Source organism: Corynebacterium sp., assembly GCF_030532715.1.
In the GTDB taxonomy this organism is placed as follows: Bacteria; Actinomycetota; Actinomycetes; order Mycobacteriales; family Mycobacteriaceae; genus Corynebacterium.
On the sequence record NZ_JAUNKO010000003.1, the window covers coordinates 98,644 to 120,635 of the forward strand.

The window sequence follows — 21,992 nt, forward strand, 5'->3', positions numbered from 1 at the left end:
CCAGGGAAATGTTAGACCTGTTAGGTATGGAGCATACGAATGCCGCACCAGGGGACGTTGGGCGCGGGACGCTGGTGTTTGCCACCGGCCTGACCTTGCTGTGTTTGTGCTGGTCCGGATTGGTGTACCGGTACGTGCAGCCGGGGTTTATGTGGTTTGTTGCGGCGGCCGCCGTAGCGTTGATCGCCCTTGGTTTGGCTGTGCAATGGCGCGCATTTTGTAATATCGGCTCGCACCACGGTACTCGAGCTGGGGTGCTGCTGCTGATTCCCTTGGCGTTGGTTGCGGTTGCCGCGCCGGGTCCGTTGCTACCGGTTGCGCCGCGCGTGACGGTCGCAGGCAAAGCCGACGCGGAGCTGCCGCCCTTGCATGAGGGGATCAATGACATGACGGTGGTGGATTTTCCCCACTACGAGAACATTGATGGCACTCGCGTACGTATGGTTGGCCAGGTGACGCCGGCGGATGAGGGGTGGATGCTTACCCGTTATCGAGTGTTGTGCTGCGCGGCGGACGCGACATTGCACGGGGTGGCGATGCGTGGTGCGGTGCCTGACGCGGAGTGGGTGGTGGTCACGGGCGTCGCCAAGCAGGGGGCGGTGGATGTGGAAACTGCCGCGCCCATTGAGGCGCCGGAAAGGCCGTACCTATGAATGCGCGTATTCACGTTCCTACCGCCGCGTGGGCGTTTCCCCTATTTGCAGCCGTGGCGATCAGCGGAGCGTTCGTGGTGCTGGTTGCGGAGGGCCGCCCAGTAACATTGCCCCAAGCTTTGGACACTTGGGGCACCGTGTTCTTGGCGATCATGGTCCAAGCCATTCCTTTCCTTGTTCTCGGGACGGTGCTTTCTGGCGCGATTTCGGCGTGGGTGCCGGCGTCGGTGTTCCGTAAGTTACCTACGAATATGCCGGTGGCGGCGTTGTCGGGGATGGTGTTGCCAGCTTGCGAGTGTGCTTCTGTGCCGGTTGCGCGTTCGTTGATGCGTCGCGGGGTGTCCCAGGCGCAGGCGTTGGTGTTTTTGGTTGCCTCGCCTGCGGTAAATCCCGTGGTGATTGTGGCTACGGCGGTGGCGTTTCCGGATAACCCGCGCATGGTGTGGGCGCGTTTCCTAGCGAGTTTCATTGCCGCCGTGGTTGTTGGTTGGGTGTGGTCGCGCATTGGGCACAGGATTGAGATGCCGGAGACGCACGCCCATGACCATGGGTTTATCGACGTCGCGGCGCGGGACTTTCTGCAAGCCGCCGGTTTCCTCGTCCCCGGCGCGATGGTTGCGGCCGCGTTCAAGCTGTGGGTCCCGCACAGTTTCGCTTCGAACGTGGTGCTGGCTGTGCTGTTCTTCGTGCTGGTGGCGATCATCCTGAGTTTGTGCTCGGAGGCGGATGCGTTCGTGGCGGCAAGTTTCACTAACGCCCCGCCTGTTGCCCAGCTGGCGTTTATGGTGGTTGGCCCGATGATTGATGTGAAGTTGATCCTCCTGCATGCGGGCACGTTTGGTCCTCGTTTTGCTATGCGGTTTCTGCCGCTTGTGCTTGGGTGCGCCGTGGTGGCGTCGGTCGTTGTTGGCGCGTTGCTGTTGTAGCACCCGGCGGGAGGTAGTCTTCGGGCGGCCCCGGCCAGGCATCATCGGGCGGTGGTTCGAAACTCGCCGGCGGGGGATCCTCCTCGAGCGGTAGGTTGTGCGGAATGTTTGCCCGCAGGTGGTTTCGTTCCAGGTAGCGTTTCCGCTGCCTATTGCGATAGTTGATGAGCGTGGTGCCCCACCGGCCAAAGTCATTTCGGATCGGGGGTTCGAGGTAATCCTCATCCGTTTTCGTGGGATGGTCGTGCCTTGTTTCGATCCCAGCTAACATTCCTTGAACTTTGCCGGCGAGGATGCCTTGTGGGACGGTGGTTACTCGCATCCCGGTTGCGAATTCCCAGGTGATATTGCCGAGGGTGTCGGATGTGGCCTGCGCGTGCCGGTCCGTCTTGAAGTTGTGGTGGTGCTTGCACAGGCATTGCAGGTTGGACAGCGTGGTCCACCCGCCAACTTCAAAGTTTATGATGTGGTCGATTTCGCAGTAGATTGCGTCCACGTTGCAGCCGGGGAAGCGGCACGTCCCGTCACGCAGCATGACCAGCAGGCGTTGCTCGGGTGTGGCTTTGTGCACGCCGCGAATGATCTCCGCTACGGCGAGGATACTGTCGTATTGAATGTGGCGTTTCTGGATGCGCTGTTGTTGCGCGGTGGTGAGTCGCCCCACGCCGTGCAGGCTTACGGGGGTGAGGTCCGTGGCGTCGGCAGTGTCTGCGAAGCCGAACAAGCGCACGCTACAGGTGGTGTCGCGGTCTTTGTCTGTGCCACACACATAGTTGGTGAGCACTTCGTCTTCTCGCAGGTGGTTGCTTTCTGCCACGGCCTCGAGCCGTTGTTTGATCTCGTACGCGTTGTCGCTCGGCATGGTGACGTTGAGTACGCTCACGCCGGGGTGCGGAGACGTGAGCATTTCCACCCCGAGCATCGCTTCCAACTTCGCCATGTTTTCTTCGGGAGTGGGTTCCTCCTCGAATTCTTCGTACACGCCCAGCCGGATCAACTCGTCGCGGATTTTCGCGGCCAGCCGCCGGTTCGTTGGCAGCGTTTGGTTTTCTTTACTTGCCGTCAGCGTATCGACGATCACAGCATCCAGCTCATCCCACAACGCCTGTGGCGTGTCTAACGCAACCGTGATCAACGATTTCCACAGCGTGCGTAGCTTTTCGTAATTCACAAGGTGTTGCTCCAGCGCAAGCCGCTTTACTCGCGGGAGGTAATGGTGGAGCAGGAAGCAACCGCCAACAATGTTATGCATTTGCTGTTCCGAGTACTGCCCGCTCTGTGAGGCAAATTCCTTTACCAACGCTTGAATGTTGAGTGTGCCGAAATCCAAGCCGTGGGTGGCGAGGAGGTAGCAGTGCATAAAAATCTTGTTTTGCAAGAGTTCAGCTTCGCCGATGAGATTGTCTTCGTTCTGCATCAGGAACCCGATGTCACTGCTTTTCATTGCCACCTCCCCAGTTTTCCGGCAACGGTGCTTGCGATTTCGCCGTTGTGTACCTCCATTATATCGCTGCCGCAACCCCGCTACTAGTGCCTTTACCTGCGCAAACGGGTTGGACGCTAGCCAAAAACTACCCCCGCTCTACTTCGCTGACCAGCGAAAACAACATGCGGAAACGTTGCACACTTCCAAAGCGTTGTTTTTGGCTTTGTTGAGGTATCGCGCATAGAACACCTGCTGTATCCGCCCCTGCTGCCCCGCTTATCGACGCCCGCGACCCTCCCCACCAAAAAAGCCTTCCGCAGGACTTAAGAACCGCAAACAAAAACCTATGTTTCCGGTCACATTCTCAAGTACACAGCTGGGGGTGAATAAATCCACCCCCAGCTGCCCGAAAGGTGCTTGAAAATACGATCCCTTTAATGGGAACTATAGCAGGTCAGTCCCTAGATTCCGCATCATCAACCCCAGTGTCTCCGTTCGCCGAGGGGGGCGGGGGTACTGCCACGCTCGGCGGACCAGGAACACCAGCAGCAGGAGGACCAGGAACACCAGCAACAGGAGGACCAGGAACACCAGCAACAGGAGGACCAGGAACAGCCGAAGGAACAGCAGGGACCTCGGGAATTTCAGGGGTGCGTGGTTTGCGGTCTGTGCGTTGCGGGGGGTCTAGGAACTCGGGGGTTTGGGGGTTGGGGAGTTGGCCGTCGATGAGGATGGCGTCGCGGAGGAGTTGTGCGACGTCTTTGACGTGGGCGTTGCCGCCTTGGGATTTCACGCCGCCAACGAGCATGGATGTGCAGAAGGGGCATGCGGTGGCGATGGTTTCGGCACCGGTGTGGAGCGCTTCGGTGGCGCGGGCGTCGGCAATGCGGGTGCCGAGGTGTTCCTCCATGAACATGCGGGCACCGCCAGCACCACAGCAGAACCCTTCGTTTTTGGCGCGTTGCATGTCGCGGAGTTCGGCACCGGCGGCGTCGATAAGTTCGCGTGGGGGGTCGAACACTTTGTTGTGTCGGCCGAGGAAGCAGGGATCGTGGTAGGTGATCGGGGCGCGCGCCGAAGCGTCCCTGGGCACCGGTGTGAGCCGACCTTCGCGCACGAGGCGGTTGAGCAGCTGCGTCTGGTGGAGGACGTCGTAGTGGCCGTCGAAGTCGGGGTATTCGTTGCGCAGGGTGTTGAAGCAGTGCGCGCAGCCTGTGATGATTTTCCGCTGCCCCGCGGGGACGCCCTCGAACACGTTATTGAGCGTATCGACGTTCGCGGTGGCCAAGGTTTGGAACAAAAATTCGTTGCCGGCGCGGCGGGCGGGGTCGCCCGTGCAGGTCTCCCCAGTGGACAGGACGGCGTATTTCACCCCGGCGGTTTCGAGGAGTTCTGCTACGGCGCGGGTGGTTTTCTTCGCTTGGTCGTCGAAGGCTCCTGCGCAACCTACCCAGAAGAGGTACTCGGTGTCGTCGAAGGAGCCGTCGAACTCGGGTACGGTGAGTCCGTCGCGACGCGCTTGGGTGATCCAGTCGGCGCGGTCGGCGTTATTGCGGCCCCAGGGGTTACCTTTGGTTTCGAGGTTTTTAAACAATCCGGTGAGTTCGCTGGGGAACTCGGACTCGACGAGTACTTGGAATCTGCGGAGGTTTGCCACATGGTCGATGTGTTCGATATCGACGGGGCATTGTTCGACGCAGGCGCCGCAGTTGGTGCAGCTCCATAACTCGTCTTCGGCGATGGTGTTGCCCACGAGCTTGAGCACGTCGGTGCCTTCGAGTGCGGCATCGCGGAGGTCAGTGATTACCTTACGCGGGCTCAGCGGTTTTTGGGTGTTCCAGGCGGGGCAGAGTTCCTGGCAGCGGCCGCATTCGGTGCAGGTCGCGGCGTCGAGAAGCAGTTTCCAGGAGGCGTCGGCGAGGGTGCCCACGCCCTGGTTGACTTCGAGGTCGATGCTGGGGAGGGCGCCGAGGGCGGGGCGGCCATCCGGATTGCGTTGGAAGAAAATGTTAAAGAACGCGAGGAAGCGGTGCCACGCTACACCCCAGTGCAGTTGCTGCCCGACAACGAATAACCACACCATGCCGGTGAGTAGTTTCACCAAGGCAAAAGCGCTCACCAGTTCGGGGCTGGCAGGGAGCAGGCGTGCAAGGTGCAGGGTGAGAAAATCGGCGATGGGGTGGCCGTGCCCGAAGGTGGCTATTTTGCCGGCTTTGACGAGCAGCATGCCAATGCCTTCGACAAGTACTACGGCCTCGACGAAGTGTGCGGCGCGGGCGTTGGAACCGTAAAAACGATCGACACGGTTAGCGTTGCCGACGTGCACTCGGATGGCAATAAGCGTGAGGATGCCAAGGACAGTGGCAAGCCCTAAGAGCTCATCAATGAAGTGGTATGCGGTGAGCCTGTGGAGTACTGGCCAGCCGCCTGCTGGGTCGAAGGTTTGAATGTACGCCTCGAACCATACGAGCGAACCAAGTAAAAACCCCACCATCACACACCAGTGCGCTACGGCGACGAGTGGTTTGCGGGCGAGCTCCGTGTGGAACAGCACTTCCTTGCAGAGCGTGATCAGCCTGCGTGCCGGCTGGTTTGTGCGGCCCGGCGAGGGTTGCCCCGCAGACACGAAGCGGACTAGGCGAAGCGCTCCGCGGAGGAAAACAAACCACGCCGGCAGCGACAGAACGATCCCTACGATGCCAAACACCGTGGTGGTGGCTAGGGGCATGGGTGAATCACGTTCCTTCTAAGACATTGAAACAGTTGACCTACAGCTTAAAAGGAATATTCGGGAAACACGATCTCTTGAGTTGTCATGAAGTTTTGTGGGGGCTGAGGTTCCGAGAAGGCGTGCTCAACCCCTGTAGATGCAGAGTTGCAATTCAGCGCCAGCAAAACATCGTCTCCATACTTTGCGCGCGCTGAGTGCCCAGCAAACTCTATATCTACGATCCGGAGCTGTGGGCGGTTGGCCGGTTCAGTTGACACGTCAGAAGCCCAAGAAGAGTGCAAATCACCTGCCAACCACGCCACAATCCGGAAGTCTTGTGTTTTGGTAAGTTTTGAATGTCGCTTCGGGAGTGCTCCGTGGTGCGCGCAAGCGAGGTTGGTTCGTCGCGCGTAGCATCCCGAGGCGTGGTGGCCCAACATAACAAACCTAGGGTGCGCCGCATGGGAAGCCCGGTGCAAGCGAGTGCCGTGTGAGGTATCAGCGTCCCATACTGCGCAAAAGAAAAATGCAAACCGAAGATGAGAAACAGCCTGGTTGTTACTTGGACCCGTGCTGAAAGAACCTACAGTGCAACAATGTGCGGTGCAGGGCCCGCCTACCACGGTGAAACGGAAGTAAGTTATTGCAAATAGTCCAGCGGCTACCGCCTTTCCTGAGTTGTGCGATGTGGGGTAGTGAATCCCATTGCCACCTGCACCACCGGGGAGAGACTTTGTTGCAACCGAAGTTTCCCGGTGTGCGGTGGCTGGGGTTCCGAGCAGCGGGCCAAGAACATCTGACCCACGTGCGCGCAGCAGCATCCGAGAACCCAGCGGGGACTCGCCCGGCTGGGAAATCGTCTGCGCTTGCACCACCGTGATCAACCAGAGTTTGGTGGTGCAAGCTGCCGAGGGTTGCGATAACCCGCGACGTACTGCGCTGCTCATGGGCTTCAATGTAAAAGCGTTTCGTGAAATCAAGATGAACTCAGCATGAGAAAAAGAGGCCACAAGATAAATCTTGGGTGGGGTACTTTTTGAAACTTTGTTTTTCTTGTTGACGTTTCTGCATGGAGTGTAACGCATAGAACGTTATGGCGAGCTTGATTGGGGGAGGGGCGGGAACAAACGGCCGCAAAGGCATAAACTTAATGCCGTTATATTGTTTATTCCGCAAGCTGTAGCTCGTGTGGCATCTTTGCTGGAAAAGCTTGTCAAAGTGCCTGGAAAAGGCGTTGTAGAATCGTATTTTGTTGCAGTTCCTACGAATTATTAACCGCTTGCAATGTGCTTAAGTTTGCTCGAATGTGTTGCATGCATTGAGGCGCGCGAGGTGTCGCACATTGTTGTGATTTTATTGAAGTGTCATAGAGAATAGGGAGGGGAATATCTGCCTCTGGATTTTGCGCCGAGCTTGCGTTGGGGCAATCGTGATGACCAGCATGATTGCGGCAGGAGCTGCTGTTCTGCGGCGGGCAATGTGAAGTGCTCGGCGGGGTAGGTAGAAATTTGATACCGTTGTTCAATTCCCTATAGGCAAAGGTAGCTATCATGCTACCGTTAAAATTGCGGGTGGCCGCGAGGCTCCTGTAGCCCCTTTGATAAACGCGAAGATGTTGTGTAACTAGTTTCAGCCGGTAAAAGCGTGGAATGCGCGATGTTTGCTCGCTCGCTTTCGTTGCGGGTAGTTCACAATGAAAAACTCCGAACTGGCATTTGCGCATGAATTCATCGCAATTTTGGGCGGGGGTGATTTTGATCGCGCCTCGCAGCAAGTATCGTTAGGGAAAGTTGGAGCGTTACATGGGCATTAGTGCGCGCGCTTTTGTGAGCTAAAGAGTGCACTTGGTAAGCCTTCAGGTTTGCGACTTTCCGCACGCTCATACGATCGATTGGGCGGATGTGAAACTTTTCATTTTCCCAAGTCGCGGATCCCGAGAGTTGACCAAATTCGGGGGTATAAATGGGGTTATGGACAGTGTGAAACGGCAAGAAATCTACCCACTCCCCGCAGGATTCGATGTGCAAGCGCACCGCGGAGGGCGGGGACATTGGACGGAAGAGTCGGCGATCGCGTTTCGGAATTCGCTGGAACTCGGCGTGACTACCCTTGAATTAGACATTGTGGTCACGCGCGACGGCGTACCCGCGGTGTGGCACGACCCTGTGCTGCTGCCGGAAAAGTGTTCGTCGCGCGTCGGGGAGTTGGTGTGCGAGTTGACGTGGGCGGAGCTGCGGGAGGTGGAATGCGCGAAGTTACTGCCGGAGTTTCCGCACGCGCAGGTGGTGCCGGGCAACCGTATCGTGCGCTTGGAGGAGGTCTTCGAGCTCGCACAGGGGTACGATGTGCACTTCAATATCGAGACGAAAATAGAGGCGGACCGCCCGCAGTTGAGTGTGTCGCCGGAAGTTTCGGTGGCGGCGATCATGCGCGCGGTGAGGGAGTGGGGCGTGGCGTCGAGAGTTATGGTGCAGTCTTTCGATTGGCGTACGTTTCCCCTGGTGCGGGCAGTGGATCCGCGCATTCCGTTGGTGGCGCTGTGGGATGAAACCACGTGGTTTGAGGGTTCGCCGTGGGGCCCTGGCGGGGACATTATCGACGCCGCGCTCAGCCACAGCATCAGCGTCCTTTCCCCCGATTTTCGGCTTGTCGACGCCGCGTTAATCGAACGCGCGCACAGTCACGGTATGCGCGTGGTGCCGTGGACGGTCAACGCCGAGGAGGATATGCAAATGCTTATCGACCTCGGCGTTGATGGGTTGATTACGGACTACCCGAAAGTCCTGTTACTCCGGCAACCGTTCACCCGTCGCATGTGAGAAGTTGTGCTGTGCACCTTCTTTAATGCGGACGTGGATGGTGGATCCGGTGGGGGGAGCGGTGCGTGGGGCGGTGCGGACAATGACCTGGTCGGTGGATTCGCCGTCCGGGTTGGCGTCAGTGCCGGAGCCCAAGTCGCCACCGCCGACAAGGCGGCCGTAGAGGTAGGAGTCCGAACCGAGTTCTTCGACCATGTCGATTTGAATCGGGATCGAGTTTTCCTGCTCGTTGACAATCTCGAGTGCTTCGGGGCGGAACCCGATGGTGACCTTGCCTTCATCGGCGTCGGTAAGCGCGCTGCGGGTGGCAAGCGACAGCGGAACACGGGCGCTGCCGAGCGTTGCAACACCGTCGGAATCAACCTTGAAGGTGCCGATGTTCATGGCGGGGGAGCCGATAAACCCGGCGACGAACTCGTTGGCGGGGCGGTCGTACATCTCTTGCGGGGTGCCCACCTGTTGCAGCACACCCGCCTTGAGTACGGCGATACGGTCGCCCATGGTCAACGCCTCGGTCTGGTCGTGCGTCACGTAGAGGGTGGTTACCCCGAGTGAGCGCTGCAAAGCGGCGATCTGCGTGCGTGTTTGCACACGCAGTTTCGCATCCAAGTTCGAGAGTGGTTCGTCCATGAGGAACACCTGGGGGCGGCGCACAATTGCGCGACCCATGGCAACGCGTTGGCGCTGGCCACCAGACAGAGCCTTCGGCTTCCGATCCAAGTAGGGGGCGAGGTCGAGGGTTTGGGCGATCTTCTCAACCCGATCGTTGATCTCTTTTTTGTCGATGCCAGCAATCTTGAGCGCGAAGCCCATGTTCTCCCGCACCGTCATATGGGGGTAGAGGGCGTAGTTCTGGAACACCATCGCGATGTCGCGGTTCTTGGGTTCCACGTGGGAAACGTCACGGTCGCCAATAAGGATGCGACCTGAGGTTACATCTTCAAGTCCTGCGAGCATGCGAAGAGTAGTGGACTTGCCGCAACCCGATGGGCCCACGAGCACGAGGAATTCGCCATCGGCGATGTCCAAGTTCACGCGATCCACGCTTGGGGTGCTGGCACCGGGGTAGATGCAAGTGGCGTTTTCAAACGTCACGGTTGCCATAGTTTTCCTCCATCGGCGGTACGTGCCGAACGATCCGTAGTGAGAGGGCTAGACGGGCGCCTAGCTCAAAGCCGGATATTACCACTCTCTGCACGGTAATGTATGCGAAATGTCACGCTAGTTAACCCTTCTCTTAATGGCACACAAATGTTCGACATTGTGATTTAAGCCAAAAGGTTCGCACCATTTCATGACTGGTCACTCCCTCTAGTACGATGAGACTATATTCACCTCCTGCGAAGGAGGAATTCCCTTATTGGAAGGACACTTCATGGTGCACAAGCGCGTTCTTGCGGCCCTTTTTTCCGGTGCTATTGCAGTCAGCGGTCTCGCGGCCTGCTCGGGCTCGGGGGATGATGGCAAACCGGGCGTCTACTTTCTGAACTTCAAACCCGAACAGGAAAGCGCCTACAAGAAGGTCGCGGAAGCGTATACCAAGGAAACGGGTGTTCCCGTCAAGGTGGTCACCGCTGCTTCCGGTACCTACGAGCAAACGCTGAAGGCGGAAGTTGGCAAGTCGGACGCCCCGACCTTGTTCCAGCTCAACGGCCCTGTTGGCCTGCAAAACTGGCAGAAATATGCGGCTGACTTGACCGATGCAGATATCACCAAGGCGCTCAAAGATGACGTCCCGGCGCTCAAGGGCGAAGATGGCAAGGTCTACGGCGTGCCGTTTGCCGTGGAAGGCTACGGCATCATCTACAACGAGGCCATTTTTGACAAGTACTTCGCCATGCCGGGCGCGAAGGCGACCAGCGTTGAAGAGATCAAGAACTTTGACAAGCTGAAGGCCGTGGCCGAGGATATGCAGTCCAAGAAGGACCAGCTTGGCATCCAGGGCGCGTTCGCTTCCACCTCCTTGGCATCCGGCGAGGATTGGCGTTGGTACACCCACCTGGCCAACATCCCGGTGCACTACGAGCTGCAGGACTTGGGCGTGGAGGACACCGACGAGCTGAAGTTCAAGTACAACAAGGAATATCAGAACATCTTCGACCTGTACCTGGAGAACTCCACCGTGGAGAAGACCCTGGCACCGTCGAAGTCCGTGACTGACTCCATGGCGGAATTCGCGCAGGGCAAGGCGGCCATGGTGCAAAACGGTAACTGGGCGTGGGGCCAGATCAAGGAAGTATCCGGCAACGTCGTCAAGGAAGACGAAATCAAGTTCATGCCGATCTACACCGGCATCAAGGGTGAAGAGAAGCAGGGCCTTGCGGTTGGTACCGAAAACTACCTCGCCGTGAACAACAAGGCTACCGAGGAAGACCAGAAGGCCACGATCGACTTTATTAACTGGCTGTTCACCAGCGACGAGGGCAAGACCCACGTGGTTGAGGATCTCGGTTTCATCGCGCCGTTCAACAACTACACCGAGGCAGACGCCCCGAACGATCCGTTGGCTACCCAGATTGCCGCGGCGATCAATGATGAAGAGCTCACCCCGGTCCCGTGGGACTTCCAGTACTTCCCCTCCCAGCAGTTCAAGGATGACTTTGGCCAGGCTTTGGGCCAGTACGCATCCGGCAACATTTCTTGGGACGAGGTTGTAAAGACCTTCGTTGACAATTGGGCGGCTGAAAAAGCTGCTTCCAAAAAGTAGAAGCTCCTAGCGTTTGATGTGGGGTCCAATTGCGGGCCCCACATCGCATACAGAATGGCAATCCTATGCAAGCGTCATTAAAAAAGTACTTCCCAATATTTGTGCTTCCGACGCTGATCGCGTTCGCGATCGCGTTCCTCGTGCCGTTCATTATTGGTTTCCTGCTGTCGTTTACGGATTTCACCACGATTTCCGATGCCGAGTTCAACGGCATTGATAACTACGTAGCAGCCTTTAGTGAGCGCGAGGGCTTCGTCGCCTCGTTCGGCTTCACAGCACTTGTTGTCGTTGTTTCACTGGTAACGGTGAACGTATTCGCCTTCGCCATTGCGTGGGCGTTGACGAGAAAGCTGGCGGGAACGAACTTCTTCCGCACGGTGTTCTTCATGCCGAACCTGATCGGTGGCATCGTGCTCGGCTATACGTGGCAGTCCATGATTAATGCGGTGCTGGCCAATTACGGCACCACGATTATCGCGGACTGGAAGTATGGTTACCTCGGTTTGATCGTGTTGATCAACTGGCAGCTCGTCGGCTACATGATGATCATCTACATCGCCGGTCTGCAAAACGTGCCGCCGGAGCTCATTGAGGCGGCCCAACTCGACGGTGCTTCGAAGTGGGGCGTGCTGCGGCACGTGACCATCCCGATGGTGATGCCGTCCATCACGATCTGCATGTTCCTCACCTTTGCGAACACGTTCAAAATGTTCGACCAAAACCTCGCGTTGACCAACGGTGCGCCCCAGGCTCAGACAGAGATGGTCGCCCTGAACATCGTGAACACCATGTTTAGTCGCGTCGGCGTGGAAGGCGTGGGCCAAGCGAAGGCAGTGATCTTCGTGGTGGTCGTGGTTATCTTCGCCCTCATTCAGTTGAAGGTTACCCGCAGCCGAGAGGTGGAAGCATAATGAAAACCCAAAAGATCGGCCCCGTACAGATCTTTATGTACGCCATCTTGGTATTCCTCACCTGCGTGTTCGTGGGACCAATCCTGTTCATCCTGATGAACTCCTTCAAGAGCAAGTTCGCCATCTCCGATCACGCGTTCGCCGTACCGCTCGGTGACATGTGGGTCGGGTTTGAGAACTATGCCGTCGGCTTGTTGCGGGACGGTTTCTTCTGGGCCATTATCTGGTCCTTCGTCATCACGATTTTGTCCGTGATCGCGATCGTGTTTTTCTCCGCGATGACCGCGTATTACATCACCCGCGTTAAGAGCTGGTGGACCAACGCGATCTACTATCTGTTCGTGTTTTCCATGGTCATCCCCTTCCAAATGGTGATGTTCCCAACGGTTAAGATCGCCGACACCCTGAATTTGAACAATCCCGTTGGCATTACGATCCTCTACCTTGGTTTCGGTTCCGCCTTGTCGGTTTTCATGTTCTCCGGCTTTGTGAAGTCCATTCCGTTGGAAATTGAGGAAGCCGCCATGATCGACGGCTGTGGCCCACTGCAAACCTACTTCCGTGTGGTGTTGCCTATGCTGAAGCCCACCGCGATTACGGTTGCGATCCTCAACGCCATGTGGGTGTGGAACGACTACCTGCTGCCGTATCTGGTGATCGGTTTGTCCACCGAGTACAAGACCATCCCCGTGGTGGTGCAGTCCTTCGTCGGTTCCAATGGTAACCGCGACCTTGGTGCGATGATGGCGATGCTGGTGTTGGCCATTATCCCGATTGTGGTGTTCTATATTTCGGCCCAGAAGTACATCATTGAAGGTGTGGCGGCTGGTGCCGTGAAGGGTTGATATGGGCCCGGATTCTCTGCTCCACCGCGTGTTGGACAAGTTTTCTGATGTCGCGGTGGTATCCGCAGTCACCGTGCTTTGCTGCGCGTTCGTCATTCCTGGCGGGCGCGCAGTGCGCGCTTCGACCCACGTGTGGCTTACCGATCCGCCCCGCCCGATCGCGGCCTTCTTTCGCGGTTTGTGCGAGCCGGGGGGTGCGCTGACCTGGTGGTGGTTCTTGATGGTCGCGGCGCATCTGCTCGCCGTGGTGGAGTGGTTGGCCGTGGACAACGTGGTGGTGCGTGCGGGGTTGTTGTCTGGCGTGTTGTTGGTCAATGCGCTGTCCGTGTGGATCGTGCCGGTTGCGGCGTTGCGGGGGTTGTCGTTGCCGGGCGCTTTTCGGGAATCAATGGTGTTGTTTGTGTCGCAGTTGCCGCGCACGTTGGGGGCGTTGGCGGTTGTTGCGTTGACCGCGGGGGCGTTGCTTGCGCTGCTGCCGCATTCATTGTTTTTTGGATTTTTGGGCATCGGGGTTGCCCAGTATTGCGTCACACTCCTCGTTTCACCCCCTTTAGGGTGTAGCAACAACGTTGCCTAGCGACGTCCGCCCACTTGACGTTGATTGAAAAGCCCCACGTCCAGGGGCTTATCTGTTATGCAAATTTCACCTTGATAAATTTTGCATAACCCTTATCAATAGATGTAAAAACTTGCGGTTATCTGTCGGGTGTCTACTATTCAGCATTAGCGGAAGGACGAGTAGATGCCAATTGCTTTATCTGAAAACTCCAATTCGAATTGGAGACGCCTTCTGGGGGTGTCAAGGCGTAGTGAGGACTTTGCTCAGCGGAGCTCTCGCCGTTCCGTTCTTTATGGTCAAAAGTGGCGTTTTACCAGGGGGTATGCCAAAAAGTTAAGCGTGCCCACCCTGTCGAAAGTTTGCACACAATCATTTCGAAGGGACGGTTTTTGCGCGGCGTTGAATGCTACACGCTTACATCGCTTTAAGGGTGATTTTGTTCGAAATCCAGAAACGCGAAATCGCTGTGGAAAGAAATTCCGAGGCACGCCGATATATGTGCGAAATCCACATATATTGACACTGAAAGAGGTTTCAAGTTTATGAGTGTGAGCTTAATTTTGCCGTCAATGAATGAAACGGCAAATCTCATGCGTTTGCTTCCGGACATTCCGGAAGAGTACGAGCTCGTGGTCGTCGAGGGTGGCAACATCGAACACACCCAGTCCGCCTTACGGGACTTTCCAGTCCGCGTCATCGGCCAAACTCGGCGCGGGAAAGGCAACGCGTTGGTGTGCGGCTGCGTAGCCGCCACCGGTAACCACCTCGTCATGGTGGACACCGACGGCTCAGCGGAGATTTCGGAAATCCCCCGCTTCATTGCTGCGTTGGAAACTGGGGCGGATTTTGTCAAGGGTTCGCGCTATTTGCTTGGTGGGGGTTCCGACGATCTGACCAAGCTGCGCTCCGCTGGCAATCTTGGTTTCACCCGTCTGGCAAACATGCTGTTCGGCACGAGTTTCACGGACCTGTGTTACGGATTCAACGCGTTCTCGCGGCACATGTTCGAGTCCTGGGGGTTGCCTTCCGTGTCGAAGCATCTGCCGCAGTGGGGTGATGGCTTTGAGATTGAAACGTTGTTTGCGTGCCGCGCCGCGAAGCTCGGCGCCAACATCACGGAGGTGCCGAGCCACGAGTACAACCGCGTCCACGGCCAAAGCAATTTGGATGCGTGGCAGGACGGCAAGCGCGTGTTGCGCACAATCTGGAAGGAGTGGCGTGGAAAGTATTGATGTCGTCGTATGTACCGTCGCTGGCCGCGAGGGCTTCTTGCAGGATTGCGTCGCTGCGATCGAGGCGGAACTGGTACCGGGCGATACGCTCATTGTGGTCCGGGACCGCCCGCTGGCGGAAGCCCGTAACCATGGCGTGGCCCAAGGATCGAACCCAATCGTCGTGTTTATTGATGACGACGCCGTGCCCCGCCCCGGCTGGCGCGCGGCGATGAGCGTGTTCGATGACCCCAGCATCGTCGGAATTGGTGGTGCCGTGCACCCAAAGTTCGAGCGCGGGGGTGGGGATACTCGCCACGCATGGGTATATGGATGCGACCATGCGGGTCTGCCACCGGATGGGGAGGAGATTCGCAACCCGATCGGGGCGGCAATGGCGTTTCGCCGCCCTATTCCAGAGTTTTCCCCCGCGCTGGGTCGCGTCGGCGGTAACACCGCGGGCGGGGAGGAGACGGAGTTGTGTCAGCGCATTGACGGCCGAATCATCCGGCACACGGCATTTGCGGTTGATCATTTCGTCCCAGCTTCTCGCACCAAGCTTGGTTACCACCTGAAGCGTTCATTTCACGAGGGCAGGATGAAATCCTGGTTAAGCAACCTGGGGCCCGAGCGCAGGTACGCCGCGCGCCCCGGCTTGCATGTGCTTGCGGCGGCGGCGGGGTTTGCGTTGGGCAAGCGGGGCTTTATTCCGCCGAAGGCGCCGACGTGCGCGGCGTCGATAATTATTTGTACGGATGGCCGCCGCCCGCTGTCGCTTGAGCACCTTGAACGCGCCATTGAAGGACTCGATGCGGAGATCGTGGTGGTGGACAATTCGCCAGACGGTATCGGGGTGGGAATCCGCGCTTCCGAACGGGGTTTGGCGCGAGCCCGAAACGAAGGCATCCGCGCAGCAAACGGCAAAATTCTGGCGTTTACGGACGACGATGCGGAGATCGACCCCAATTGGCTGAGGGAGCTGATTGCCGGGTACGGCGACGATGACAACGTGTGGGCGGTGACCGGACGCGTGCTCAGCACCCCGCACACCGATGCGCAACGCCTGTTTGAGGAACACATCAGCTACGATCTCGGCGATCGCCCGCGCCGCTGGAACCTAGAAACGGAGGAAGTCCCGCCGCTGTACCCGTACCCGGCCGGCAGCTTTGGCACCGGGGCGAATATGTCGTTCCGTGCGGAAGTGTTCCAGAAAATCGGCGGATTCGCGGAGGAGCTCGGCGCGGGGCGGTGCACGCGCGGCGGTGAGGACATTGACATGCTGCGGCGAGTGGTATTGCACGGCGGCACCATTCAATACTGGCCGGCGGCTATTGTGCGGCACGATCATCGGGAAACGAAACGGCAGCTTATGCGGCAAATGTTTGGTTTCGGGGCGGGGTTTACAGCCGCGTTGGCGCGTTGCGTTGCCGACGGAACGTTTGTGCCTACGTCCGTGCGCGGGACCATTCCAAAGGGGGCGGTGAAAGGGCCGAAGGATCCGGCCCCGTGGTGGATGCGGGCGGCCGAGGGGGCTGGGTATGTGTGCGGTCCGCCCCTGTTTGCGGCAGCGCGCCTCAGCGATGCGGTGGGTGTATGGAACAAGACCGAGTCATAGCCTGGACTGTCCGTATAGGGTGGTCATTTTGCCTGCTCTTGCCGGCATTTGTGGTGCACCCGATGTGGCCCGCAGGGTTCGTCCCGTTTGTGATCGGCGCGGGCATCGCCGCTCGCCTCACGCGGGATCGCGCGCTGTTCCTCGCGCTCACGCCGGCGATTTCCATGGCCATGTGCATTCTCGTGTCCTTGGCCGTGCAACTGACCGTGCGCAGTACCCTGCTGACTGCGATACTTTTGGCCCTGCCGGCGCTGTTGGGGTACCCAAAGTTGGGCGGGTGGGATCAGCTTGGAGCAACCGCCCGACAATGGGTTTCTTCGTGGCGCGGGTGGCTGGTGGTGCTCGCCGCAGCCCTCTGGTTGTGGTCGGTGGCGATCATTGATCTCGATGCCGCGGGTTCCGCTGGCGTGATCCAAGTATTACCGTGGCAGTGGTTCGCCGCGTTGGCGCTGGTGCTGGTGGTGTGGTGGCATCCCGCCGCATTGGCGTTGCTATGCGGCATGATCGTGGCCACGGTGAATTTGGCGGACATGGGTGCGGTGATGAACACCGGCTATGTGCACGTCGGGTTCGCGGAGGCGATTTCGGATTGGGGTGTGCTAACCGGCATTGACGCCCGCTTTAGCTGGCCAGGTTTTCTCACCGCCGCTGGCTTTATCCAGCAGATCAGCGGCACTACCCGGTTGCTGATCTTTTACCCGGCGGTGATTGCCATGGCCTACCTTCCGGCGGTGTATTCCCTGGCCAAGACGCTGGGCAGTACGCACCGGCAGGGGTTGCTTGCGGGCATCTTGTTCGTGTGTATCAACTGGAGCGCGCAGGATTATTACTCCCCGCAATCGGTAGCGTTGTTGCTGTATATGGTGGTGATTACCCTCGCGCTGCGGAGCGAACATGAGTTTGTGGCGCTGACGTTGGCGGGGGCGATGGTGGTGTCGCATCAGCTCACGCCAGTGTCGCTGGTGGTATTGCTCGCGCTGTTAGCAGCGTTGAAGGCTACCGAGTTTCGCACCCTGTGGTTGGGCGTGGGCGTGCTGTTCGCCAGCTGGTTTGTCTTTGGTGCTACGGATTGGTGGTCGGGCAATTTGCCGGTGCTGATCGAAGGCTTCGGCAAAGCCAACGAGGCGGTGTCCGCCGGGTTTACGGAACGCGTGCAGGGCGAACCGTTGTATACGCAGATGCAGCGCTTCCGAGTGTTGTTTACCCTCGCGTTGGGTGCGGTGGCGGTGGTCGCGTGGTGGCGCACGAAACATAAGGTGGTAGCCGCCGCGGTGTTGGCGCCGGTGACGCTGATTTTCGGCCAAAGCTACGGCGGTGAGGTTATCCTCCGAGTGTTCCTGTATGCGGCGCCGTTTTTGGCCATTATGATTGCGCGCCTGCGCTTGCAGCCGGTGCTTGTGTTGGCCGTGTGCAGCATCCTTGGGTTTACGGCGCGCGGCGTGAACGTCGCGTTTGAGCGCACACCAGCGGATGTGGTGCAGGCTGCGCGTTTCGTGTTGGACCGCGCCCCGTACGGTTCTACGGTGGGGCCGCTTAGCTACGAGGGCACCCTGCGCATGGATCGCGTGGCGGAAATGATGGCCCCGCCCAGCCCCATCAACGATTTTGTTGGTGTGTTGGCGCAGCAACCCGATGTGGTGTTTTTGACCACCACCCGCCAGCATTACGAGCGCATGGTGAAGGGCTACGACCAGGATTTCCGCCGCGTGGCCGAAGAGTTGGAAACCTACAGTACCTACAAGATCACCTGGGAGTCCGAGCACGTTGTGGTGCTGGAACGCACCGATGTTGATGGCGTTCCATTGGGGGATTCGCCCGGGGTTTGGGGGTTGGGATGATCACGTACCTGGTTACCGGTGTTGCCGCCGCGGCCGCGTTTTGGGTGTACCTGTGGTCGGTGCTTGCGCGGGAGCGTGGCTGGTGGTTTAGCTGGTGGATCGGCGTGCCCGTGTTGCTGGTTGCCCTGACGTGCATGGTGGTGCGGTTAGGGGGTTACCTGTGAGATACGTTGTTGCTGTTGTTGCGCTGTTGTTGGTGTTGACGGCGCCGACCCCGCCGGTGATTCCCCCGCGTGGCGATGAGGCGCTCGCCGCCAAGGTGACACCGCACATTCACGAAAACCGGATGATCGCGATGATGGCCGTGGACCGCGAGGTTTCCTTCGCCCTCATCGAATCCAGTTTGACCACGCCTTACCGGGTCGATGCATTGACGGAACTGTTCACCATCGAGCTGTTGTATAACGCCGTGCGCCGCGGTGAGGTGACCGGCAGTACGAAACTGGGCTCGCTTCTCGACGTCCGCGATACCCCAGCAGCTGACGTCACCTTGCGGGAGCTTGCGGACCATCGCGGTGGTTTCGCCCCGCGCTTGGACACTAAGGTTCTGAAGTATCAGGAGTTAATCCATCACGCCAAGTTTGACTCGTTGGATGGGCGCGGCCAGCGCCAACCCTCGGCGGTGGGGATTGCGTTGTTGGGGCATGCGCTCGCGGTGGCGGCGGGTACGGATTATCCGACCTTATTGCGTACCCGTTTACTGCGCCCCATGGAGCTGAATAACACGCGCATTTCCAACGAGTTTGATGCGCTTGCCCCGGCCACGGGCAGCATTTCCACCGTGCAAGATATTGCCCGCTTCGCCCGCTATGTGATGACCGCCAAGGAGTGGGACGACCACGAGTGGGTGCGTAGCGGCAGCCAACCAGATTTCCAAAGTGCACTCGCGGTGCACCCGAATCGACGCGCCGTGGTGGTGTTATCCCGCGGCGATGTTCCAGTAGAAGAAGCAGCATTGGAGGCCCTGCACAATGATTAGCGTAATTTTGCCGTTTTACAACGAGGCCGAGCATCTTCCCCGGGTTCTTGCATGCCTTGACCGGCTTGAGAATGTGGAGGTGTTGCTTATCAACGATGGCTCCACTGATGAAAGCCCGAACATAGCCGAGGATTGGGGTGGCGGCAGAGTGATTCATCAAGAAAATTTGGGGATTGCGGCGGCGCGTGAGCGGGGCATCCGGGAGGCCACTGGCGAGTGGATTTGGTTCGTGGATTCCGATGACACCTTCGACCCGTACATTTTGCAGCGCATGGTCGCCGCGAGCGACGACGTTGACCTGGTGATTTGTCGCGCGCATCACTATGACCAGCAGGGTCGCATTCGGGTCATGGAGGGCGTTGCCGATGAGGCCGTAATCGAGGACGTGAAGGCAGCGATCTTTGACGGCACCATCCGCGGCTACCTGTGGAACAAACTATTTCGCGCGGAGGTGCTCAAGCGCGCCATTGACCGCCCTGATCGGCAGGAACACCTTTCCTCCCTAGAAGATTTCATGCTGCTTCTCGACGCCCTGCCCGAAATCCGCCGCGCCCGCCTCATACCGTTTATCGGCTATCACTATCGGGATCGGGAGGGCAGTGTGATGGAGACGGATCCGCAGCGGGTGCAGAACACGTCAATTTGTGCGGAAACTGTCGCCGCGTTGGGCGCTCCGCGGTCGTTCCGGGTGTGGTTCCACGCGGTGCCGTGCATTGCCACCACGGCGTATGCGCGGGTTCCGGGGGCTCGAAAAGTGCAGTTACCGTTGCTAAGGTATCTAACGCCGCCGGCTTTACTGCAAACCTGGAGCAGTGGGCACCGTCGAGAAGCGGTACACGGTGCGGTGATGGCGGTGACTGTTCCTTTTGGTGTGTACTCGCCGCTGTATCGAGCGCGCCACGCGTTGGAAAAACTACTCGTGAGGTCCAAATGCTGACCAGACGTGCATTCCTGCTCACCCCAGTGGTGTTAGCGGCATGTAACGCTTCCCTGCAAACCTACGAACCCTACGAAGGCCGACCGAAATCCGATCCCCACGTCCGCTGGGACCCATCCATGGTGCGCGGCAACATTTTGTATGGCGCGCCCGGCTACAACGGTTGGGTCACCGGCGGCCTGTCCTACTCCAAGGACCCGAAATTGTATGGGCGGTGGGATGTGCGCTTGCGTTCCTTCCCGCATTCCGTCCTGTCCTACCATGTATTGCTGTGGCCGAAGTCCGACATTTGGCCGCCCGAAATTGATATCGCCGAAAACTTTCGCTCCGACCGCCAGCAAACCAAGGCGTTTGTCCACGGCAATGGCAAGCAAGAGTTCCGTGTTGATTGCGACGCAACGAAACCTAAAACCTTCGCCGTGGAATGGCGCAAAGACAGCATCAAGTTTTTCTGCGACGACGAAATGTTCGGTGAAACGACGAAAGATATCCCGCACGAGCCGATGTGGCTGGCCATTCAGGTGGAGTCGCACGCCACCAAGGATGGCGGCAAGCTGATTGAGAATAACGGCGTCACCCGGGAGCAGGGCCCGCCGAAAGATGACTATCGTGTCCCCGTCGTTGAAATTCTCAAAGTGAGTTATGCGGAGTTGTGAGTGCGCGGTGCAAAGCCTGCTTGAGTGGCCAGATGATGACGGCTAGGGTTGCGGCGTCCACAATCAAGTACGCGATGCCTACGCTGGTAATGCCCCAGGCGGGCAGCATGAGCCAGATCAAACCCACGACGGCGAGGGAGTTGAGGGCTTGGATGAGCATGGGGTAGCCGATGTGTCCGAAAATACGGGAAAGGGTGGCGTATAGGTACGCTGGGCCGCCGAGCAAGTGTGCGACGCCCATGAGGATCAGGAGCTTGTACCCGTGTTCCGCGTAGTCGGAACCGTACACGAATAAGGCGATTGGGCCGAGTCCGGAAACGCCGAGGAGCCGTAGTGCACTCACTCCCGCGATTATTCGAATTAGTGTGCGCGTGGCGTCGGACATATTTGCTTTCGCATTCGCCACTTTTGCTACAAACGGCCCGCCGATCATTGAAATTAATACGAATGAGGTGTTTACAATGACCCACGCGATATTAAAGTAGGCCGCTTGATCGAGGCCGGTTTCTTTCACCATCAATGGGATGACTAGCCCGGGTAGCATTTGGGCTAGTAGCCACCCCACACTATGCATGAAATAGCGGGAAACGTCAGATGTATATAGTTTTCGTTTCGGTAATGTACCGAAACAATAAAAAATGAGTAACGCTGCCGTTGGTATTCCCCACGCCCAGTCGATCGGCAAAACGAATACCAGTGCAAATTTACTCATTGCGTGAATGAGATTTTTCAGCGCAACGACGCGCGGCCTGCCGCAGCCGATCAAGTACGAATCGCACAGCGCGAACAGCGCTAGGACGAGGGTGAGCCACGGGAGGTCGAACAGCCAGCCGAGGAACAGGGAAAACGCTGCCACGAAAGCGATTGCGCCCAGCACTTGGCGGGTGGAAGCTCGGGGCAAAAAGCGTTCCATGAGTTGAGCGAAACCTAGCATGCCCAGTGTGGACAGGGTCGTCGCTACCGCAATTGATGTGCTGGCTTCCCCGACAATTTCCGCGTTATTCAACCGGGTTGCCGTGACCCAAAATGCAAGACCGACGACCGCATTTGTGGCGCTGGAAACCATCAGCACCACAGAGTCAATTGCCAGGTTTTTCTGCACGAAAACTACGATAGCTGATGATTGTATTTTCGATTGTGGGCAACGCGCGAGAGGTCCTGAACAATGATCCTTGGTTCGAGATAACTACCTGCCTGTTG

17 protein-coding genes and 1 pseudogene are annotated in these 21,992 nt (G+C 58.2%); 14 read left to right on the top strand and 4 right to left on the bottom strand.

Annotated elements, in window-relative coordinates:
- Positions 1 to 26: 26 nt before the first annotated feature.
- The gene (locus Q4D83_RS05720; protein WP_303173759.1) at positions 27 to 653 is read left to right on the top strand and encodes a hypothetical protein; all 627 of its coding nucleotides are present in this window, start codon (positions 27 to 29) and stop codon (positions 651 to 653) included.
- Positions 650 to 1,579 carry a permease gene (locus Q4D83_RS05725; protein ID WP_303173761.1) on the top strand — a complete coding sequence of 310 codons (930 nt, stop codon included), beginning with the start codon at positions 650 to 652 and terminating at the stop codon, positions 1,577 to 1,579. The genes Q4D83_RS05720 and Q4D83_RS05725 overlap by 4 nt, the downstream gene beginning before the upstream one ends.
- Here the strand turns inward: Q4D83_RS05725 and Q4D83_RS05730 are convergent.
- A complete protein-coding gene (locus Q4D83_RS05730) occupies positions 1,506 to 3,023 on the bottom strand; it encodes an HNH endonuclease signature motif containing protein (RefSeq protein WP_303173762.1) in 1,518 nt (505 codons plus the stop codon). The two genes, Q4D83_RS05725 and Q4D83_RS05730, sit on opposite strands and share 74 nt — an antisense overlap.
- 484 nt (positions 3,024 to 3,507) lie before the next feature.
- Positions 3,508 to 5,733 (bottom strand): annotated as a pseudogene (locus tag Q4D83_RS05735) ((Fe-S)-binding protein); the annotation flags it as partial.
- Between the two features lie 1,952 nt (positions 5,734 to 7,685).
- On the opposite strand from Q4D83_RS05735, the gene Q4D83_RS05740 reads away from it, so the two are divergent.
- Positions 7,686 to 8,534 carry a glycerophosphodiester phosphodiesterase family protein gene (locus Q4D83_RS05740; protein WP_303173766.1) on the top strand — a complete coding sequence of 283 codons (849 nt, stop codon included), beginning with the start codon at positions 7,686 to 7,688 and terminating at the stop codon, positions 8,532 to 8,534.
- Here Q4D83_RS05740 and Q4D83_RS05745 read toward each other — a convergent pair.
- Positions 8,502 to 9,638, bottom strand: coding sequence for an ABC transporter ATP-binding protein (locus Q4D83_RS05745; RefSeq protein WP_303173768.1), 1,137 nt, complete (start codon positions 9,636 to 9,638; stop codon positions 8,502 to 8,504). The genes Q4D83_RS05740 and Q4D83_RS05745 overlap by 33 nt on opposite strands.
- A gap of 271 nt (positions 9,639 to 9,909) precedes the next feature.
- Between Q4D83_RS05745 and Q4D83_RS05750 the strand changes: the two genes are divergently transcribed.
- The 11 genes from Q4D83_RS05750 to Q4D83_RS05800 all read left to right on the top strand — a co-directional run bounded on the left by Q4D83_RS05750 (position 9,910) and on the right by Q4D83_RS05800 (position 20,792).
- Complete coding sequence (locus tag Q4D83_RS05750; protein ID WP_303173769.1) at positions 9,910 to 11,241, top strand: ABC transporter substrate-binding protein; 1,332 nt, start codon at positions 9,910 to 9,912, stop codon at positions 11,239 to 11,241.
- Between the two features lie 65 nt (positions 11,242 to 11,306).
- Positions 11,307 to 12,152 carry a carbohydrate ABC transporter permease gene (locus tag Q4D83_RS05755; RefSeq protein WP_303173771.1) on the top strand — a complete coding sequence of 282 codons (846 nt, stop codon included), beginning with the start codon at positions 11,307 to 11,309 and terminating at the stop codon, positions 12,150 to 12,152.
- Positions 12,152 to 12,997: a carbohydrate ABC transporter permease gene (locus Q4D83_RS05760; RefSeq protein ID WP_303173772.1), complete on the top strand. Its 846-nt coding sequence runs from the start codon at positions 12,152 to 12,154 to the stop codon at positions 12,995 to 12,997. The genes Q4D83_RS05755 and Q4D83_RS05760 overlap by 1 nt, the downstream gene beginning before the upstream one ends.
- A 1-nt stretch (position 12,998) precedes the next feature.
- Positions 12,999 to 13,574 carry a hypothetical protein gene (locus tag Q4D83_RS05765; RefSeq protein WP_303173774.1) on the top strand — a complete coding sequence of 192 codons (576 nt, stop codon included), beginning with the start codon at positions 12,999 to 13,001 and terminating at the stop codon, positions 13,572 to 13,574.
- Between the two features lie 524 nt (positions 13,575 to 14,098).
- Complete coding sequence (locus Q4D83_RS05770; protein WP_303173776.1) at positions 14,099 to 14,788, top strand: glycosyltransferase family 2 protein; 690 nt, start codon at positions 14,099 to 14,101, stop codon at positions 14,786 to 14,788.
- Positions 14,775 to 16,382, top strand: a complete 1,608-nt coding sequence (locus Q4D83_RS05775; RefSeq protein ID WP_303173778.1) for a glycosyltransferase — start codon at positions 14,775 to 14,777, stop codon at positions 16,380 to 16,382. The genes Q4D83_RS05770 and Q4D83_RS05775 overlap by 14 nt, the downstream gene beginning before the upstream one ends.
- Positions 16,361 to 18,220: a hypothetical protein gene (locus Q4D83_RS05780; RefSeq protein ID WP_303173780.1), complete on the top strand. Its 1,860-nt coding sequence runs from the start codon at positions 16,361 to 16,363 to the stop codon at positions 18,218 to 18,220. The genes Q4D83_RS05775 and Q4D83_RS05780 overlap by 22 nt, the downstream gene beginning before the upstream one ends.
- On the top strand, positions 18,217 to 18,384 hold the full coding sequence (locus tag Q4D83_RS05785) for a hypothetical protein (RefSeq protein WP_303173782.1): 168 nt from the start codon (positions 18,217 to 18,219) through the stop codon (positions 18,382 to 18,384). Before Q4D83_RS05780 ends, Q4D83_RS05785 begins: the two co-directional genes overlap by 4 nt.
- Positions 18,381 to 19,199 (top strand): serine hydrolase domain-containing protein, encoded by an 819-nt coding sequence (locus Q4D83_RS05790; RefSeq protein ID WP_303173784.1) that lies wholly within the window; start codon positions 18,381 to 18,383, stop codon positions 19,197 to 19,199. The genes Q4D83_RS05785 and Q4D83_RS05790 overlap by 4 nt, the downstream gene beginning before the upstream one ends.
- The gene (locus Q4D83_RS05795) at positions 19,192 to 20,136 is read left to right on the top strand and encodes a glycosyltransferase family A protein (protein ID WP_303173785.1); all 945 of its coding nucleotides are present in this window, start codon (positions 19,192 to 19,194) and stop codon (positions 20,134 to 20,136) included. Before Q4D83_RS05790 ends, Q4D83_RS05795 begins: the two co-directional genes overlap by 8 nt.
- The gene (locus tag Q4D83_RS05800) at positions 20,130 to 20,792 is read left to right on the top strand and encodes a glycoside hydrolase family 16 protein (RefSeq protein ID WP_303173786.1); all 663 of its coding nucleotides are present in this window, start codon (positions 20,130 to 20,132) and stop codon (positions 20,790 to 20,792) included. The genes Q4D83_RS05795 and Q4D83_RS05800 overlap by 7 nt, the downstream gene beginning before the upstream one ends.
- Here the strand turns inward: Q4D83_RS05800 and Q4D83_RS05805 are convergent.
- The gene (locus tag Q4D83_RS05805; protein ID WP_303173787.1) at positions 20,767 to 21,894 is read right to left on the bottom strand and encodes a lipopolysaccharide biosynthesis protein; all 1,128 of its coding nucleotides are present in this window, start codon (positions 21,892 to 21,894) and stop codon (positions 20,767 to 20,769) included. The two genes, Q4D83_RS05800 and Q4D83_RS05805, sit on opposite strands and share 26 nt — an antisense overlap.
- Between the last annotated feature and the right edge of the window lie 98 nt (positions 21,895 to 21,992).